At 34.8% G+C, this 17,477-nt stretch carries 16 protein-coding genes and 4 riboswitches; of the genes, 4 read left to right on the top strand and 12 right to left on the bottom strand.

All coding sequences use genetic code 11. From position 1 onward, the window contains the following. Positions 1 to 90: 90 nt before the first annotated feature. The 7 genes from HNR52_RS08705 to HNR52_RS08735 all read right to left on the bottom strand — a co-directional run bounded on the left by HNR52_RS08705 (position 91) and on the right by HNR52_RS08735 (position 7,730). Positions 91 to 510 (bottom strand): universal stress protein, encoded by a 420-nt coding sequence (locus HNR52_RS08705; protein ID WP_013787397.1) that lies wholly within the window; start codon positions 508 to 510, stop codon positions 91 to 93. Position 511: 1 nt separating this feature from the next. Then, entirely contained in the window at positions 512 to 1,639 is a 1,128-nt protein-coding gene (locus tag HNR52_RS08710; protein ID WP_013787396.1) for a cation:proton antiporter, read from the bottom strand. A 168-nt stretch (positions 1,640 to 1,807) separates the two neighbouring features. Beyond that, positions 1,808 to 1,867, bottom strand: a riboswitch (Fluoride riboswitch). A 90-nt stretch (positions 1,868 to 1,957) separates the two neighbouring features. Beyond that, positions 1,958 to 3,454, bottom strand: a complete 1,497-nt coding sequence (locus tag HNR52_RS08715; protein WP_013787395.1) for a MutS-related protein — start codon at positions 3,452 to 3,454, stop codon at positions 1,958 to 1,960. Further along, positions 3,451 to 4,986, bottom strand: a complete 1,536-nt coding sequence (locus tag HNR52_RS08720) for a MutS-related protein (RefSeq protein WP_013787394.1) — start codon at positions 4,984 to 4,986, stop codon at positions 3,451 to 3,453. The genes HNR52_RS08715 and HNR52_RS08720 overlap by 4 nt, the downstream gene beginning before the upstream one ends. A 63-nt stretch (positions 4,987 to 5,049) precedes the next feature. Then, positions 5,050 to 5,113, bottom strand: a riboswitch (Fluoride riboswitch). Positions 5,114 to 5,183: 70 nt separating this feature from the next. Further along, the gene (gene cysK, locus HNR52_RS08725) at positions 5,184 to 6,116 is read right to left on the bottom strand and encodes a cysteine synthase A (RefSeq protein WP_013787393.1); all 933 of its coding nucleotides are present in this window, start codon (positions 6,114 to 6,116) and stop codon (positions 5,184 to 5,186) included. A 150-nt stretch (positions 6,117 to 6,266) separates the two neighbouring features. Beyond that, positions 6,267 to 6,491: a copper ion binding protein gene (locus HNR52_RS08730; RefSeq protein WP_435620341.1), complete on the bottom strand. Its 225-nt coding sequence runs from the start codon at positions 6,489 to 6,491 to the stop codon at positions 6,267 to 6,269. An 81-nt stretch (positions 6,492 to 6,572) separates the two neighbouring features. Next, a complete protein-coding gene (locus HNR52_RS08735) occupies positions 6,573 to 7,730 on the bottom strand; it encodes a geranylgeranyl reductase family protein (RefSeq protein ID WP_435620342.1) in 1,158 nt (385 codons plus the stop codon). A gap of 188 nt (positions 7,731 to 7,918) precedes the next feature. Further along, positions 7,919 to 8,026: riboswitch (SAM riboswitch) on the top strand. 63 nt (positions 8,027 to 8,089) lie between these two features. On the opposite strand from HNR52_RS08735, the gene metA reads away from it, so the two are divergent. Then, positions 8,090 to 9,007 (top strand): homoserine O-acetyltransferase MetA, encoded by a 918-nt coding sequence (metA, locus tag HNR52_RS08740; RefSeq protein ID WP_013787390.1) that lies wholly within the window; start codon positions 8,090 to 8,092, stop codon positions 9,005 to 9,007. A 144-nt stretch (positions 9,008 to 9,151) separates the two neighbouring features. Further along, positions 9,152 to 10,504, top strand: a complete 1,353-nt coding sequence (locus HNR52_RS08745; protein ID WP_435620343.1) for an APC family permease — start codon at positions 9,152 to 9,154, stop codon at positions 10,502 to 10,504. A 36-nt stretch (positions 10,505 to 10,540) separates the two neighbouring features. Here HNR52_RS08745 and HNR52_RS08750 read toward each other — a convergent pair whose 3' ends face one another. The 5 genes from HNR52_RS08750 to HNR52_RS08770 form a co-directional block, all read right to left on the bottom strand. Beyond that, complete coding sequence (locus tag HNR52_RS08750) at positions 10,541 to 12,448, bottom strand: acyltransferase family protein (RefSeq protein ID WP_435620344.1); 1,908 nt, start codon at positions 12,446 to 12,448, stop codon at positions 10,541 to 10,543. Positions 12,449 to 12,661: 213 nt separating this feature from the next. After that, entirely contained in the window at positions 12,662 to 13,408 is a 747-nt protein-coding gene (locus HNR52_RS08755) for a cysteine hydrolase family protein (RefSeq protein WP_013787387.1), read from the bottom strand. A gap of 40 nt (positions 13,409 to 13,448) precedes the next feature. Next, a complete protein-coding gene (locus tag HNR52_RS08760) occupies positions 13,449 to 13,871 on the bottom strand; it encodes a PaaI family thioesterase (RefSeq protein WP_435620345.1) in 423 nt (140 codons plus the stop codon). Positions 13,872 to 13,896: 25 nt separating this feature from the next. Continuing rightward, positions 13,897 to 14,463, bottom strand: coding sequence for a sigma-70 family RNA polymerase sigma factor (locus tag HNR52_RS08765; RefSeq protein ID WP_435620346.1), 567 nt, complete (start codon positions 14,461 to 14,463; stop codon positions 13,897 to 13,899). A gap of 267 nt (positions 14,464 to 14,730) precedes the next feature. Beyond that, positions 14,731 to 15,411, bottom strand: coding sequence for a C40 family peptidase (locus HNR52_RS08770; RefSeq protein ID WP_435620347.1), 681 nt, complete (start codon positions 15,409 to 15,411; stop codon positions 14,731 to 14,733). A 5-nt stretch (positions 15,412 to 15,416) separates the two neighbouring features. Continuing rightward, positions 15,417 to 15,534, bottom strand: a riboswitch (cyclic di-AMP (ydaO/yuaA leader). A gap of 157 nt (positions 15,535 to 15,691) precedes the next feature. On the opposite strand from HNR52_RS08770, the gene ku reads away from it, so the two are divergent. Continuing rightward, positions 15,692 to 16,501 (top strand): non-homologous end joining protein Ku, encoded by an 810-nt coding sequence (gene ku / locus HNR52_RS08775; RefSeq protein ID WP_435620348.1) that lies wholly within the window; start codon positions 15,692 to 15,694, stop codon positions 16,499 to 16,501. Between the two features lie 2 nt (positions 16,502 to 16,503). Further along, positions 16,504 to 17,427, top strand: a complete 924-nt coding sequence (locus HNR52_RS08780) for an ATP-dependent DNA ligase (RefSeq protein WP_435620349.1) — start codon at positions 16,504 to 16,506, stop codon at positions 17,425 to 17,427. Positions 17,428 to 17,477: the final 50 nt, after the last annotated feature.

Here is a 17,477-nt window from a genome sequence, read left to right on the forward strand (position 1 = left end):
TACCAAAAATGGAGGTCTCATGCTATTTTATAGCCAAATAATATTGAATTATCAAGGTACAGAGCTACTTTTATAAGTGCGAAGTTTGAGTTATTTTACAATAAGAACAGAACATTTTGCATGCCTTGCTATGTTTTCTGCAACGTTTCCAATAATATACCTTTTTACACCGCTATTACCTTTTTCACCCACAACTATCAAGTCACATCCATGTTTTTCTGCAAAGCGGATTACTGAATCCACAGGATGACCTGTTATCACTTCTGTAAATACTTTTATCCCTTTTTCATTAGCCAATTTCCTTGCATTTCCAAGTATCTTCCCATAATATAATTTTGCTGAATTTAAAGCCTCATCTACTTCGTCTTTTGAATTTACAAATTCCGGAATATTAGCAACCGATATCAAATATGCTTCACTATTATTTATTTGCGCTAATTCTAAAACAAATTCATATGCTTTATTTGCATATTCCGACCCATCATACGCAAGTAAAATTTTTTTAAACATTCTAAATCTTCCTTTCTATATCATAATCTTGCGGTCTGTAAAATTTTTCTGCAATTAATGTAGGTACAATTGCACTTAAAATAACTACAGTAACAAGAATAGTGTACTGATTACTTGTTATTATTTTATGAGTTAATCCAAACATTGCTGATATTGTTCCAAAAGTAAGACCTGTAGACATTAGAAGAGTTGTATACATTCCTTCTTGTTTTGAAAATTTAAATACCATAGTAGTTGGTTTTACCGCTATATATTTTGTTGCAATTTTAATTAAAAGTAATATAACAATCAAAAGAATATTTACTATTACACCATGGAGAGAGACGTATAATCCCGCTTTTATAAAGTAAAAAGGTGTAAAAATAGCAAATGCTATTGATCTCATACGGAATAATAAATTCTTTTCTTTTACAAAAAAACCTGATACCATTAATCCAAGTATATATGCCGGAAGAACAGCTTCACTATTTGCCATAGAGGCTAATCCACCTGTTAAAAATAGAAAGAAAAATAGATATTTTATTTCTAATTGCCCTACTTTATTGCCATATACTGCAAAGAATTTTTTTGTAGCAGAGGGCATAAATACAGCTACTACTACTGTAATAACTACAAATAACAACATCCACTTGTTATAGTTTGCAAAAAGTATCCCAAGTACTAAAACTGTACCAAGATCATTGATAAAACAAGCAGCTAAAATAATTTTCCCAAGTTCCGTTTCATTAAGTCCACTTTCCACCATTACAGCATACACAACTGCAACAGAAGTTGTTGAAAGAGCAATGCCAGCAATTTCAGAAGCTTTAAGAGTCCAATCTGCAACAAAATGCGTAAAAGCAAAAGCTCCTGCAAAAGGAAATATAAGAGCTAAAAGCCCTATTGTGATACTCTCTTTAAACTTTGACTTTAAGACTATTGGATCAACTTCTGCTCCGGCTAAAAATGTCAAAAAAACGCTTCCAACGCCTCCTAAAAACTCTACCCACTGATTTGTTTGAAATCCTAAATAATTGCCAGCAATAACCCCTACCAAAATCTCAATTAATGATATAGATATACCCGTCCAATCAGCAACCAATCCTGCTATCAAAGCTAAACCTAACCACCAACTATAAGTCAACCACATTAGTACAACCCCCTAATTATTCCATTTATTATGAATTTTTTTGTTAAAATGGTAGGAGCTATCAGCATCCTGGTGCATTGCGCGAGCTCCATCGCTGAACATTTCAAAATATTACACTTTTCTTAATATCACCCCCTATAAAAGAAAATAGTTCCTACTGGTTTTTTAAACCACGTAGGAACTATTAGCCTTATGGCAGTTTGAGTGAGTTCCATCACCTTTATGCATCTGTTAATACAATTATACCTAAAATATTAAAACTTTTCAATATAATAGTAAAAATAAAAATCTCAATCTCTCCATCAAATTTTAATCAAATCAAGAATTTTTAAATATCTTCTTGTACAAATCTTCTCCATAGCTAGTCTTTAGCGGTTCACCCTCAACTAATTTAAAAGATCTTTCACCATTAGGTTTTCTTTCGGCTCTTAAAAAAATCGCATTGTCCATTTTTTTATCGTACAAGCTGCGTGATAATTCATAAAGATGAGTGACAAAAAATATCTTTACTTTAACTTCCAGTAATGCACTTATTATCTGTCTTGAAATCTCTGAGCCTTCCCTTTCATTTGTAGCTGCAAATGATTCATTAAAAAGTATCATGGAATTTTGCTTTATATTATCAACAATATCACTCATCCTGCTTAATTCCTCGTCTAATTTACCGCTGTTCATTTCTTCATCTTCTTCTCTTTTAAAATGTGTAAATAATCCAATACATATATTTGATGAAAATTTCTCTGCTCCCACAAACATGCCAGACTGCATCATTAACTGCGCCAGGCCAATGCTTCTTAAAAATGTCGTTTTTCCCCCTTGGTTAGCACCTGTTATGACGAAAAGATCTTTTCTGTCAGCATTCAAATCATTTGACACTACTTTCTTTTTCATCGTCAGAGACAAGCTTATATCATATAAACCCGAATAAGAGTGTCTTCTATTCTCTGCAGATAAAGGCACAGGAAAGCATATAGGTTCACCTATTTTAGTAAGTTCTTCATACAGATTAATGCATCCTACATAAAAGGCTAATTCTGTTTTAAGCATTTTAAAAAAGCCATTAATGTGATCTGCAGACTGCGCTAAAGCATTTGCTGCAAGATTTATGCCTCTATCTTTTAATTCTGATAAAGCCTTCATGCCACTTTCATCCCGATCGGCAATGTAAAAAGTAAAAGCCGAAGCCTTTTTGGAAAAAATCTTTTCAATTAAACTCTGTTTGATTTCATTAGGCCTTCTGAGAATGTAATTAATCCCTTTATTACCTTTTCCCAATTCCGCACTTATCAATACTCCATTTTCAAATTTCAATTCTTTTAAATGTGTTTTTACAGTTTCAATGTACTCATCATTTAATTCTTTTTGTAGCATTGAAAATAATGATTTAAAACCTTCTGATTCAAATTTGTGAAAATGTTCTTCCGCAATCTTTCTCAATTTAATAAGCATATCAACATACATGTACATAAGCTCAATTGAGCTATGCAAAATTGACGATGGATAGCTGCTAAAAATGCTCCAAAAATTTTTTTTCTCATTTTCCAATGTTTCTACCGCAATGTCATAAATGCTTCTTATTATAGAGGGATATTTTAGACAATCTTTGAGAATATCCTGACGATAAATTATCTCATTTACATCATTTATACTTGTTAGAATGACTTTATAAGCTACATCGTACAAAAACTCATCACCTTGTGCCATAGCATCAAAAACCGCATTCAATCCTAAATCCTGTACCAATATTTGTTCATTCCATGGCAATTCCTGTTTCATATCAAAATCGCGATTTTTGTACAGCAAAAATGTCTTCATCTGTTTACACGCTCCTTAATATGCTCATAGGTAAGTCTGTATTTTTCCGCAATTGTAATGGCATAAGACAAACCATCAGCAGGCTTTCTTACAACCTTATAGGTTCTAAGCGATGGATTATCAGGTACGACCGTACTAACTACACTTACAGTCTTTTCGTTATAAGTGGATAATTCATCTATAAATGTAACCCAAACACAAAGCAAATCCAGATCTATAATTCTATCCATTACCTTTTTGCTGAGAAAAATAGCATCTTCCAGAGTAGTAGAAGTAAATATTTCATTCAGTATAACAATGCTATCTGACGTAGCTTTTGAGAGAATATCATAAATCCTAATCAATTCATCTTCTAATTTTCCGTGAAGTTCATTTACATTTTCTTCTCTTTCAAAGTGTGTAAAGATATTGTCATATAAAAATAGCCGCGCTTTATATCCTGGAACAGGGCATCCAATGCTGGCAAGATAATGAACTTGTCCAAATGTCCTGGCAAATGTCGTTTTACCACCTTGATTAGGCCCAGATACAACAAAGATTCTCTCATTGCCACTTAAGTAAAAATCGTTTGTGACGACTGTCGATTTATTAGAAATAAGTTTATTAGCTAATGCCAAATCAAAGCACCCATAGTCAAAAACTTCTTTTGATTGGCTTTCAACCTGTGGATAACAAAATTTCAATCCTACATCTTTAAACTTTGAAATAAATTCCAAATATGACATGTAAAACTGTACCTCACGTTCAAATGTACCGATTTTATCATCTATAAAATGGCTATTTTTAATGCAGTAATCATCAAGCTCCTCAAATATTTTTTTATAAAGTTGGGCTACCAAATCTAAAATTTTTGCTTCCACGTGATTCATATCATCGTACTCTGAAAACTTCTTCCTATAATCTTTTACCTCTCCTTCTTTAAACTTTTTAAAGGTTTCTTCCACAATGTTACTATAATTTATCTCTGATTCGTATTTGCTTACTTTTATACTGTTTCCTCTTATGAGTATGCTGTACTTTACAGATGATAAGTCCTCTTCAAGTTTTTTTGTCGCTTCATTCAAAGATACAAAAGAATTACTATTAACATAATTTAAAATGTATTCTCGAAATGCAATAAAGCCAGTAGAATTTAAATCTATATGTGTTAAATCATTAGCAAAAGAAACTACAGCATCAACATATAAATTAACTGCATCTAAAAACCATCTTTCCTTTTGATATTTATAATAAATCTTATCAATCTTTTTTAAAGCTTCCCTCATATGCTGAAATTTTTCAGAAAAAGATTTTACAGACATAAAAAGCGAATTGTTTTCTAATTCTTTCATTATTTCTTGGCGATATACGATTGTTTCTTTGTTAATAGGCGATTTATAAAAAAACGGTTTAAGGTTATATTCGTTTCTACCGAATGTTATTGCATCTATTATTTGATCAATGTTCAAATCTTTAAAAAATACTGGTTCATTTAATAAATCAACGTTTGTAATATCTTCAGCATTTATAAACAATATACTTTGAAACGCCATTTGTTACACCTCCTGAACTAATTAAAGTAGCAAAATAATATAAAAAGCCGATAGCTATCTACATTATTTGTAGAAGCCATCAGCTTTTCAGCAAATTAAATGAGGGAGCTTCATCCTCTTCTTTTATTGTCAAGTATATTATATCATTTTATTCATCAATATGGAAGAACTTTTTTGATCAATATACTATCCTTTCATTAATCTTGATACAGTGTTGTTGACAGGTATCTTTCACCTGTATCGGGAAGCAATACGACTATCGTCTTGCCTTTATTTTCTGGCCTCTTTGCAATCTGAGTCGCTGCAAATGCGGCTGCACCTGATGATATTCCAACTAATAATCCTTCAGATTTTGCCAATGCTCTTGACGTCTCAAATGCCTCATTATTCTTAACCTGGTATATCTCATCAATGATTTCTCTATTCAAGACATCAGGTACAAATCCCGCGCCTATACCTTGTATCTTATGTGGACCAGGTCTTCCACCAGATAGAACTGGAGAATCAGCAGGCTCAACTGCTACAATCTTTACATCAGGTTTCCTTGATTTTAAAACCTCACCAACGCCTGTAATTGTCCCACCTGTGCCAATGCCTGCAACAAATATATCCACATTGCCATCAGTGTCTCTCCATATTTCTTCTGCTGTTGTCTTTCTATGTATTTCTGGATTGACAGGGTTTTTGAACTGTTGCGGTATAAATGCATTTCCGTACTGCTTTGCCAGCTCCTCAGCCTTTTTTACAGCTCCAGACATGCCTTCCGCCCCTGGAGTCAAAACTATTTCAGCACCAAGCGCTTTAAGCAAATTTCTTCTTTCAATGCTCATAGTCTCAGGCATAGTCAATATTAATCTGTATTTCTTAGCCGCTGCAACAAAAGCCAGCGCTATTCCTGTATTGCCACTGGTTGGCTCAATAATAACAGTGTCTTTGTTTATAAGCCCCTTTTCTTCTGCATCTTTAATCATAGCATATCCGATTCTGTCCTTTACGCTGCTTAATGGATTAAAGTACTCTAATTTTGCTATAAGCCTTGCTTCAAGATTATTTTCTTTATTGTAGTTTGATAATTCCAATAGCGGCGTATTGCCTATTAAATCCGTAAGGTTTTTTGCAATCTTTGCCATTATATCCTCTCCTTTAAATTATACTATTCCGATTGGATTTTATGTAATAATTATATAGCAAAAAAAGCCTTTTGTAAATAACATTTTTAAACTTATTATACATTAAATATAAAAAATAACCGCATTAGCGGTTAAACATAAATAAAAATATTAAGCTTCATATCCTGCATCAATAATCGCTTTTTTCATGTCATCTATAGTAACTTTTTTAGGATCGTATGTTACAGTTGCATTGGCCTTATCCAAGTCTACTGTCGCTTTTGACACTCCATCAAGACCTTTTAATGCTTTCTCTACAGTCATTTTGCAATGGTTGCATGACATGCCTCTCACATCAATCGTGACAGTTTCGCCTTTTGAACCAAACAAACCCATATTTAAATTCTCCTTTCATATACTCATAAGGGGTATCACCTATAAATAGTTTAATTTAACTACAGTTTAAAGTCAATTACTTCATGACACGTTTTTTTCTACTTTAATTTTCGTCTTAGAAGTCATTACCCGCAGTGAATACATTGGAACTTTTAATTTAAAATTCTTATATGTATTATCACCCATCATTATATCTACAAAGTATGATAGCACATTAGGAAAATATCTTACTGATTTTTCTATGAAATCCATGTTATTGTAAGTAAATTGCGCTAATCTATATGCCCAACCAACATCTGGCACAACTTCTCTATTGAGTCTAATAGTGTATTCATCCAATCCACATTCTCCACTGAAATGCTTTTTTAGAACATCAAATGATATGTCTGCAGTAAGCAAAGCATTGTATATTCCTTCGCCTGTAAATGGATCAGCAAGCCTTGTAGCATCTCCAATCAATATTATTTTATCGTTGTTAAATACACCATCGCTCCCATCAGGAAACGACAACTGATGCCCGTAAATTTTGCAGTCTTTTATATTTCCGTCCACATTTTCCTCTATCATTTTAGATAGCATTTCTTTTATGTCTGAAACTTTGTTTAAAAAAGTCCCGACACCAATAGACAATCTGTCACCTTTGGGGAATACCCATCCATACCCATATCTTATTGCATTGAAATCTACCACAACTTTCCCTTTTAATCCATCGATTAAGCTATTATCCACGTATACTTCACCTTCAAGTGCTATGCCTTTTTTGCCATTTATTAAGTTTGCTTTATGTGCCACATTGCTGTTTATTCCATCTGCACCTACTAAAACCTTTGTCTCATATTCACCCCTGTCTGTCACAACGACAAGTCCCTTATCATGCTGATAAAAGTCATAAAATAATTCACCATCATGTATTTCACACCCATAATAAGCTGCTTTATCTATTAAATATTTATCAAATTTAACCCTATCTACTTGGTATATTATGGGCTCACCAGTCTGCAAAGCTATTGTTCTATCATTAGGAAATCTAAAAATGATTTCATTTGTAATATCTTCTACGTATTGGCTTATATCAATATCTAATAATTTGTAACACCTTTTAGTTATTCCGCCACCGCAGGCTTTGTACCTCGGAAAAACATGCTTTTCTATCAACAATACCTTATATCCTTCTTTAGACAGCTTTCTTCCTAATGTAGATCCTGCAGGTCCTCCACCAACAATAATTACATCATACATTTCTTTCACCTCTAAATTCAATTATAATTGCAAAGCATACTAAATAAAAGCCACAAATTGGATTATTTTAAGCTATTCATAAACAAACAATTGTAAATATAAGAATTAGCAAAAAATGCCCTTCATATTATTGACATCAAACTTCAATAAATATATAATTATTTTAACAATTTAATATCGTAAATCAAAACTCATCAAGAGTGGTGGAGGGACTGGCCCTGTGAAACCCGGCAACCGTCATATTTTATGAAAATGGTGCTAATTCCTGCAAAGCTTATAGCTTTGGGAGATGAGTAGATGTGATTATCTACGCCTCATCTCTGAGGTGTTTTATTTTTTACATTGAAGGAGGTTTGCAAATGCCCATCAATATACCAAATGGCCTACCTGCCATCGATATTTTAGCTAAAGAAAATATATTCGTAATGGCTGAAGAAAGGGCAATTCATCAAGATATTCGCCCTCTTAAGATCGCCATCTTAAACTTGATGCCTACAAAAAGTGTGACAGAAACACAGCTATTAAGGCTACTTAGCAACAATCCACTGCAAATTGATCTAAAATTTCTCTATGCAGCATCACACAAATCTAAAAACACTGCGCCAGAGTATTTAGAAGCTTTTTACAAAACATTTGATGACGTAAAACATGAAAAATTTGACGGTCTCATAATAACCGGAGCACCAGTGGAAACTTTGGACTTTTCAGATGTTGATTATTGGCATGAGCTTGAAGAAATAATGGAATGGAGCAAGCACAATGTATTTTCCACTTTTCATATTTGCTGGGGTGCTCAAGCAGGTCTATATTATCACTATGGCATTCCTAAATATCCTCTGAAAGAGAAAATGTTTGGCGTATTTTTGCATAGAGTATCTAAGAAAAATGTCGACTTATTAAGGGGATTTGACGACGAATTTTATGCGCCCCATTCAAGATATACGGAAGTCAGAAAAGAAGATATAGAGCTTGTAGATGACCTTGAAATACTTTCTGAATCCGACGAAGCAGGCGTATACATAGTAGCTTCAAAATCAGGCAGACAGATATTTGTGACAGGTCACTCTGAATATGATCCATTGACGCTAAAATCCGAATACGAAAGGGATTTAAAAAAAGGCATTCCTATAAAAATACCAAAAAACTATTTCCCAGGAGATGACCCTAATAATGAGCCAATTGTGAAATGGAGAAGTCATGCAAATCTATTGTTTTCTAACTGGTTAAATTACTATGTATACCAAAAAACACCATACGATGTGAATTCAATTGAATAAATATTATTTATACGGGTTATAAAGCTCGATTTTATATCCTGCATTTTTTATATCATTTTTGCAAAATTATTCATTGACTTTTTCACTTTCCTGTGCTAATTTAATTATGCTATTTCAAAAACTTATAGAAAGGAATTGTACTATATGGACAAAACACAAAAGCTTAAAAAAGACATTGGCCTATTTATCGCCACAGCACTTGTAACAGGTAACATGATGGGTTCCGGCATATTCATGCTTCCTGCTACACTTGCATCTAAATCAGGTCCTGGCGCAACAATACTGGCATGGCTTGTTACAGGAATTGGATCAATATTGCTGGCATTGTCATTTGCAAATTTAGGTTCAAGAATTCCAAAAGCTGGTGGCCCGTATGAATACTCAAAATTAGCTTTTGGAGACTTTATAGGTTTCATCAATGCGTGGCTATACTGGAATGGTTCATGGATCGGAAACGCTGCCGTCGTTATCGCAGTTGCCAGTTACTCAAGCGCCTTATTCCCGATTTTATCACAAAGTCATTTAGCCGCTTTTATATACACTAGTGCTATATTATGGATTTTTACAATAATTAACATTATAGGTGTAAAAAGAGCTGGCTCAACTCAAACAACAATAACTGTTTTTGAAGTATGTCTTTTTTTGTTCTTTATAATCGTATCAGCAGTACATTTCAAGTCAAGCAATGTGATGCCATTATTTCCTGCAGGAAAAGGCATGAATACTTTATCAGCAGCAGCTACTTCAACACTGTGGGCATTTATAGGACTTGAAACAGCCTCAATTACTGCTGAAGAAATCAAAAACCCTGAAAAAAACGTAAAGTTAAGCACCATATTCGGAATTTTGATCGCGGTAGTAATGTACTTAGCCATAAACCTCTCGGCAATGGGTGCAATACCGCAAAGCCAGCTTGCGAAAAGTGCTTCTCCAATAGCAGACATCCTCAAACAGTTCTTAGGGAAAAACATTGCGAATGTCATAATTGTAGGCTCTGTCGTAAGTGTGCTTGGCACAACCGTTGGATGGCTTTTATCTACAGCTCGTGTGGCTTATGCGGCAGGGAAAGATGGCCTGTTTCCAGAAGTTTTTTCAAAAGTACATCCTAAGTACAAGACTCCTCACGTATCATTGATCATAGGATCGGTACTTGTAAATCTGCTATTGCTGATGAACTACACAAAATCTCTGGTTTCCGCGTTTAATTTTATAATACTGTTGGCAACTTTGTCTTTCTTGCCCGTGTACGCTTTTACAGCCGCATCTGAAATGATGCTTCTTATAAAAAGAGACAAAAACGTCAGCGTATTAGGCTTTATAAAGAATTCGATTGTTCCGCTTTTAGGCTTTGCATACGCCATGTGGACAATATACGGGTCTGGAGCCGAGACTGTCATGTACGGATTTATAATGCTTATGTGCGGCATACCCTTCTATATATACATGAAGTACAAAAATAACTCAAAGCTAAACGAGATTCGAAAAGTCTTAGAATAATTACAGGCTGCAAAATGCAGCCTTTTTACATCATTTTTAGTTGTCTTCTTTTACCGCATTTGCTATAAGTGAAGCAAAATACTTCGCACCACTGGGCTCTAAGTGAACCGCATCGGGTGAAAAGAATGAATCATGTCCATAGCTGGCTTTATACCAATCAATTAAAGTAGTGTGTGGATATTCTGAAGACACTTTTGACAACGTCTCATTGACGATGCTTTCCCAAGGGCGTGGGACGCGGACATTTACCAATATTACGCGTTTTACAGGCTCTGCGCTCTTTAAAAGCGATAAAAGCTGGTCTTCAGTGAAAGGCCCATTTGTCCCCAACTCAACTATCAATGTGTCTATTTTTCCTTTCTCTTTGAGGTTTTTCACGACATCTTTTGCTTGATACATTTGTCTTCCTACTTTGCCATCAATCGTGATTCCCGGCAGCATCTCTTCCAAGTAAGGCTTTGTATCTATCAATATCGAATCGCCTATTATGGTTATACCCTTTCCATGCTGTACAGGGCTAATTATAGAATCACTGTTATTTGATGCCGCTGAGCTGGGATTTCCGCCTTTATACGGATAGTACTTAACATCTCTCCTATTATCTGGCAGATTATCATTGTAGTCATGCACATCACTGCCTATATTGCTACTGCTTTCTATATAAGATGGTGAATCTGAAGCACCATTTGCAGAACCTGAATTTAACGAAACTGATGCGTTGGCCGGTATGATTCCACTCATACCGGCAATAAAAATGCCCATTAAACATACGGATAATGAAACTAAAGCAGATGTTTTAAGTGTAGGTAATATTTTCCCTTTTTTAAATCTTAATGATTTTAAGTCGTTTATGATTTTTTTAAGTGCGCCATGTCTTATTGGATCCTCTACGTATTTCCATGACAAAGCAGAAATAGCGATAATCATAAATACCTGTAGCAGCGCCCGAATAGGATCTAAGCCTTTTGTATCTACAGGTGGTGTCGTCAAAATAAGCACTGGAAAGTACCAAAGATATACTCCGTACGACCTTGCTCCCAACCATCTTAATTGAGCGCATCCTAATATTTTCCCTAAAAAGCTTTTAGGATGTGCTGACACAGCTACCACCACAGCAGTTATTGCAGATAGCAAATACATGCCACCTCTATATACAAAAGAATCGTATTGATTGACGTACATAAGCATACCAAAAATCGACACCATAGCCAAAAATCCAATAACATCATAAATCAATACTTTTCTTTTAATTTCATTGCTGGAAAATTTGTTGCTGGGCAGAATCAACGCTAAAGCCGATCCTAAAAGAAGCCCAAAAGCACGTGTATCAGTGCCATAATATACACGGCTGGGGTCCATTCCTGGTGTGTACATTACGCCCATTGCTAAAGCAGAAAGTACAGAAAGCAGCAAAGTGATAATAAAGATATACTTTTTCTTCTTTATATACTTAAATGCCGCAATCAATGCTAACGGCCAAATGAGGTAAAACTGTCCTTCAACAGCCAGTGACCATAGATTGCCAAACGTCGATTGTGGTCCAAACTTAGCAAAGTAAGATACTTTATGGAATATCAGCCACCAATTGTTGACATAAAGCAAACTTGTTATAGCATCACCTTTAATAGATGAAAGCCTTGAAGCATCGAAAAGCGTAACATAAGAAGCGACTACAATTACCATAATAAAAAGAGCTGGAAATAGCCTCAACATTCTGCGCTTCCAAAAATTTTTTAAATCAACTTTATTGTTTTTCTCCCACTCCGATGCAATTATATTTGTAATCAAGTATCCTGATAACACAAAAAATATGCTGACGCCAAAAAAACCACCCTGCAAAAAAGTCAGATTAAGATGATATCCAATGACAGCAAGCACAGCTAAAGCACGGAGTCCGTCAAGTCCTGCCATGTATCTTGCGTTTTCATTTAAAGGCTTTGGCACTGAAATCCCCTCCTAAGATCCCTCACAATAAAAAGCAATTTGTAACAAAATTCTTCATCAATCATCTCAAATAGCCATTTTTCTATAAATCCATTATATATTATCAATATTACAAGAGCATTACAACTGATAAATAAAATATAAATATCTTATAAATATTTATTAATAAAAAGAGCCCTTTATACGTTAAAGAGCTCTTTAAAACTTTTTATTTTATTCTTCCAGCAGTTCTTTGACAATATTTATGCCATTAAGCTTCATGTGGTATAGAAACATAGTATGTGTTAAGTCACCATCATGCGGGACTATTTTAAGCCTTTCCGCCGTCTTTACGCTTATATCGTAAGTCTCAACACAATTTTCAGGCACAATCACATTGGCACTTAAATTATTGGCGTTTGCAATCATCTTTATAGAAATCGCCGTCTGATACACACACAAATCAGTGCAATTGCCAACGATGATAAATGTAGATTTACCTCCTTTTAACATGGTGAATACCTTCTTCAAAAACTCATTTCCATCACCGTCTTCTCCGCCGAAAAACACGTTTAACGAATTTTTCTCGTACACATTTGGCTTGTCCTTAACCACCTCTAAAAGCTCCTCTACGATACGGCTTTCATCTGTTCCTTTGACACAATGCTCTGGATAATCAACAAATTCTGTTGCACCTTTTACATGGGCATCATTTACAAACATCACATTTTTTATGCCCATCCTGTATGAAGCTTTAATGAGGCTCTTTATATGCTCTATAATCCCTCCTATTCGAGGACTGGACAAAGCCCCACTTTTGCAAAAACCGTTTATCATATCAACGACGATAATCGACACATTGTCAGCACTCCCAGCATCTTTTATGACGGTGCTTAACTTCATGTCATCTAAATTGCTATAAAAATCAAACAAATAATTTAAAAAAGGTCTTGTATTGTACAAAAAACTATCAAAATTCATTTTCATGGCCTCCTTTCATCTTATTTTTATTGTATACCATTTAATCTATGCAGTAAAATGTCTCGCGGGAAGATCCCACAAGCTTGCCATCCTGATTGTATGCATCACATACTGCAACAGCAGTCGTCTTGCCCATGTGGATAATCTTCCCTATTGCCTTGATTCTGTCTTTGGCTTTTAAGGGCTTTATATAGTTTATATTCATCTCGAGAGTCACCATGTTTTTCCCCATCGTTTTCGCAGCAATCCCCATAGCCGTATCCATGAGAGAAAACAATACACCGCCGTGAGCAATCTCAAAGATATTTAGATGTTTATCGGAAATCGTCATTTCCATCGTCACTTTACCACTGCCAAGCTCAACAATCTCCATGCCGATTAGATTGTGAAACTGAGCTTTTTGATTCAGCTCGATTATTTCTTTGAATAATTCTTCATTTATGCCGAGATTTTTAGCTTCCAAGTATACATCATCCTTTCAAGCCATTTTACATAATTATATCATTTTTTATCAAAAATCTTAATCTATCTAAAGCCCTGTCTTTAAGTTTTACAGCACTCTGATATCCCACTCCCAACTCTTTTGATATTTCAACAAGTGTCTTCCTTTCGAAAAAGTAAAGCATTATTATGTTTTTCTGCTTTCCAGTAAGGCCATTCAAAGCTTCCTTTAAATCCTTTCTCATGATATCATTAAAAAATTTTTCTTCTGGCGTAAGTTCATCGCTCTCTATCAAATCGATGATCTCATTTTCCTCCTCATCTGCCTTTGCATTCAAAGAGAGAAAAGATTTTTTCTTTCTATAAGCATTTAAAAAATAAAATTTAAGCTGCATACTGCCATATGCTATGAATTCCTTGCCTTTTTTCTCATCAAACTGATGGATAGCAGCAATAAGCACTTCTCTTCCGTCTTGAAGCATATCATCAAAACTGTCGTATGGAAACTTTTTTGCTAATTTTATCAAAAGAGGATTAAACTTTTTTAAAATCTCATGGACAGAATCTTTATCACCACTTTTAGCCTTAAAGCACAGTTCATTATAACTTATCATCTACTACACACCTCACATAAAGTGAGGACCGGTCCCTTTCAGTGCAGCACTGTGCTTTAATTATATTAAACGAACAAACGTTTTGGTAATTGCGAGTTATAAAAAGTCAATGTAGAAAATTTATAATAATCAGTTATTTGTGACATTACTTGTCAACAAAACAAAGATTTCCATTTAAGACTTTATTTAATTTCTAAAAATAAAAGAGGCGCATATGTTAAATCAAAAAAACATATACGCCTCTATGTAGATGCTCTCTTTTAAATTTTAATAATATCTTCTTGCGCCTATATAGTACGTCCTAAACCAACCGCTAAAATCCGCAATAGCAGCCTTATTAAGGGAATCGCTCATGTGTATTAAACGATTATCTCCTATGTATATACCTTCATGTGTAGGACCACCGCCTGATGTAGAGAAAAACAATATATCGCCTGGCTGAAGATCAGATAAGCTTACAGCTCTACCACCTGCATACTGGTCATACGTAGTTCTGCCGATGCTTTTTCCAGCTTGCCTAAACACGTATTGAACAAATCCAGAGCAATCAAAACCTGCAGGTGTAGTACCACCAAAAACATACGGTACTCCAAGATATCTTTCTGCAATACTTACTATGTCAAAATTTGATGGGCGCTCATAACCACCCCTTGATGAAACGCCAGTTACAGTCGTCCTATTTAATACTGCCTCTGTAGCTGGTCCTACAATTCCATCAGGAGATAGTCCGTACCTTCTCTGCAGTGCGATCACTGCGCTTTTTGTCTTGCTGCCAAATATTCCGTCAATACCACCTGTGCTATAGCCAAGCCTGTTTAACGTTTGCTGCAAGCTAACCACCGCTTGTCCTCTTGAACCGTATTTCAAAAGCTCCATTGCAAATGCACTTGGCGCTTGCATAAGTGTTATTGACACTACCGCTGTTGCCACTATTTTTTTGTAATTCAACTCATTCATCCTCTCTTTATGCCTACGAGGTTAGTTGACGGGTTCGGTAAAGAGCAACCCTACCGCATACGCGGATTCACCCCAAAGATATCCCCCGCTCTTTCGATTAGGCATATTTTATTTTATTTTAATAAATTTAATAAAAAATTTATATTTTTAATAATTAATTAATATTATATAGGCAAATTGTATCAAAGTCAACCACATTCCATAAATTACCTGAAGATTGTGAGTTTTTCATGGTTATACTAATTAATAAATATCGAAAGAAGGTGAAAAAATGCGCTCGATGTGGAAGGGTGCCATCAGCTTTGGCCTTGTCAGCATCCCCATAAAACTTTATGCAGCCACAGAAGACAACTCCATCCATTTTAGACAGCTTCACAAGGACTGCAAATCACCCATAAAATACGAGAAGATTTGCCCTGTGTGCAATAAAGAAGTTTCTGATGAAGAAATCGTAAAAGGCTATGAATATGAACCAGGAAAATTTGTCATCATAGATGAAGAAGACTTAGAGAGAATTCCAAAGTCAACAGTTAAAACGATAGATATTATCGATTTTACAGACTTAAGGCAAATAGACCCCATATATTTCGATAAGACATACTACATCGCACCAGATGAAATAGGTGCAAAACCATACGTACTTTTAAGAGATTCTATGAAGAAATTAAACCGTGTAGCAGTCGCGCGGGTAGTAATCCGCTCAAAGCAAGATTTAGCCTGCATAAGAGTTTTCAATGACAACTACATGGTTATGGAAACAATGCACTTTCCTGATGAAATAAGAAGTACAAATGAGCTTCCACCTATCCGCAATGTAGATCTTCACGAAAATGAGGTGAAAATGGCTATAAAACTTGTGGATACTCTGACATCTGATTTTTCCCCTGAAAAATATGATGACAACTACAGAAAAGCCCTGATCGAAATAATCGAGTCGAAAATTCAAGATAGAAAATTTGAAATACCTGAATCGCCAAAAGAAGAAAATGTCCTGGACCTTGTAAGCGCATTAAAAGCCAGCATCGAATCAGTAAAAGGAGAAAACATTGCAAAAAAATCAAAAAAGAAAAAAGGTGCATAAAGATGTCCCTGATGGATGAAAAAATTTCTCCTATGCTGGCTATATCGGGAAATGTATTTGACGATCCAAGTTGGGTGTATGAAATCAAATGGGATGGTTCGAGGACAATAGCATTTCTTTCATCTTCTACAAAACTTCAAGACAGAAGGCTAGTAGATATAAGCCACCAATTCCCAGAACTTATGGAAGTAAATAAATGTCTAAAATCAAATGAAGCCATACTTGATGGCGAGCTAATCGTTCTAAAAGACAATAAACCAAGTTATAGAAACATAATGATGCGAAAACACCAACAAAACAAACTAAAAATAGAACTTTTAAGTAAATCCAATCCCGCAATATTTATAACATGGGATGTAATATATGTTGATGGAAAAGAGCTATTAAACTACCCACTGATTGAGCGCAAAGAAATTTTAAGTAAAATCGTCAGTGAAGGCAATCTAATAAGGATATCTGATTATATATTTGGACAAGGCAAAACTTTATTTGCGGAAACTGGTAAAAAGCAACTGGAAGGAGTAATGGCTAAAAAAGCAGACTCAAAATATTACTTAGGGAAAAGAAGTAGTCTATGGCAAAAATTCAAACACCACATAATACTAAACGCTGTAATATTGGGGTATAAAATAGATAAAACAGCGTTAGTCTTGGGTCTTTACAACGAGGAGGACAAACTTGTGCACATTGGAAATGTAGAATCTGGAATATCGCAAAAAGAATTATCATCATTCTTAGAAGTTGCCAACGATCTTAAGGTCAACCCTGAATTTTACGGTCTTGCCATTAACAACGTTCAATGGATAATGCCTTTTATTGTATGTAAGGTTAAATTCATGGAATGGTCAGAAAATTTCAAAATGAGAGCACCGTCTTTCTTAGAATTTGCCTTAGATGTGAAACCTACCGAATGCAGATTCATGTAAACCAATTGAAATATGCACATTATTGATTTAAAATAAAATTATAAACTTAC

Origin of the sequence: Thermoanaerobacterium thermosulfurigenes (assembly GCF_051201035.1) — a bacterium.
Lineage (GTDB): Bacteria > Bacillota > Thermoanaerobacteria > Thermoanaerobacterales > Thermoanaerobacteraceae > Thermoanaerobacterium > Thermoanaerobacterium thermosulfurigenes.

Coding starts and splice junctions, on each gene's coding strand:
- HNR52_RS08705 (WP_013787397.1), bottom strand. CDS start 510: ATGTTTAAAAAAATTTTACTTGCGTATGATGGGTCGGAATATGCAAAT.
- HNR52_RS08710 (WP_013787396.1), bottom strand. CDS start 1,639: ATGTGGTTGACTTATAGTTGGTGGTTAGGTTTAGCTTTGATAGCAGGA.
- HNR52_RS08715 (WP_013787395.1), bottom strand. CDS start 3,454: ATGAAGACATTTTTGCTGTACAAAAATCGCGATTTTGATATGAAACAG.
- HNR52_RS08720 (WP_013787394.1), bottom strand. CDS start 4,986: ATGGCGTTTCAAAGTATATTGTTTATAAATGCTGAAGATATTACAAAC.
- cysK (WP_013787393.1), bottom strand. CDS start 6,116: ATGGCAAAGATTGCAAAAAACCTTACGGATTTAATAGGCAATACGCCG.
- HNR52_RS08730 (WP_435620341.1), bottom strand. CDS start 6,491: ATGGGTTTGTTTGGTTCAAAAGGCGAAACTGTCACGATTGATGTGAGA.
- HNR52_RS08735 (WP_435620342.1), bottom strand. CDS start 7,730: ATGTATGATGTAATTATTGTTGGTGGAGGACCTGCAGGATCTACATTA.
- metA (WP_013787390.1), top strand. CDS start 8,090: ATGCCCATCAATATACCAAATGGCCTACCTGCCATCGATATTTTAGCT.
- HNR52_RS08745 (WP_435620343.1), top strand. CDS start 9,152: ATGGACAAAACACAAAAGCTTAAAAAAGACATTGGCCTATTTATCGCC.
- HNR52_RS08755 (WP_013787387.1), bottom strand. CDS start 13,408: ATGAATTTTGATAGTTTTTTGTACAATACAAGACCTTTTTTAAATTAT.
- HNR52_RS08765 (WP_435620346.1), bottom strand. CDS start 14,463: ATGATAAGTTATAATGAACTGTGCTTTAAGGCTAAAAGTGGTGATAAA.
- ku (WP_435620348.1), top strand. CDS start 15,692: ATGCGCTCGATGTGGAAGGGTGCCATCAGCTTTGGCCTTGTCAGCATC.
- HNR52_RS08780 (WP_435620349.1), top strand. CDS start 16,504: ATGTCCCTGATGGATGAAAAAATTTCTCCTATGCTGGCTATATCGGGA.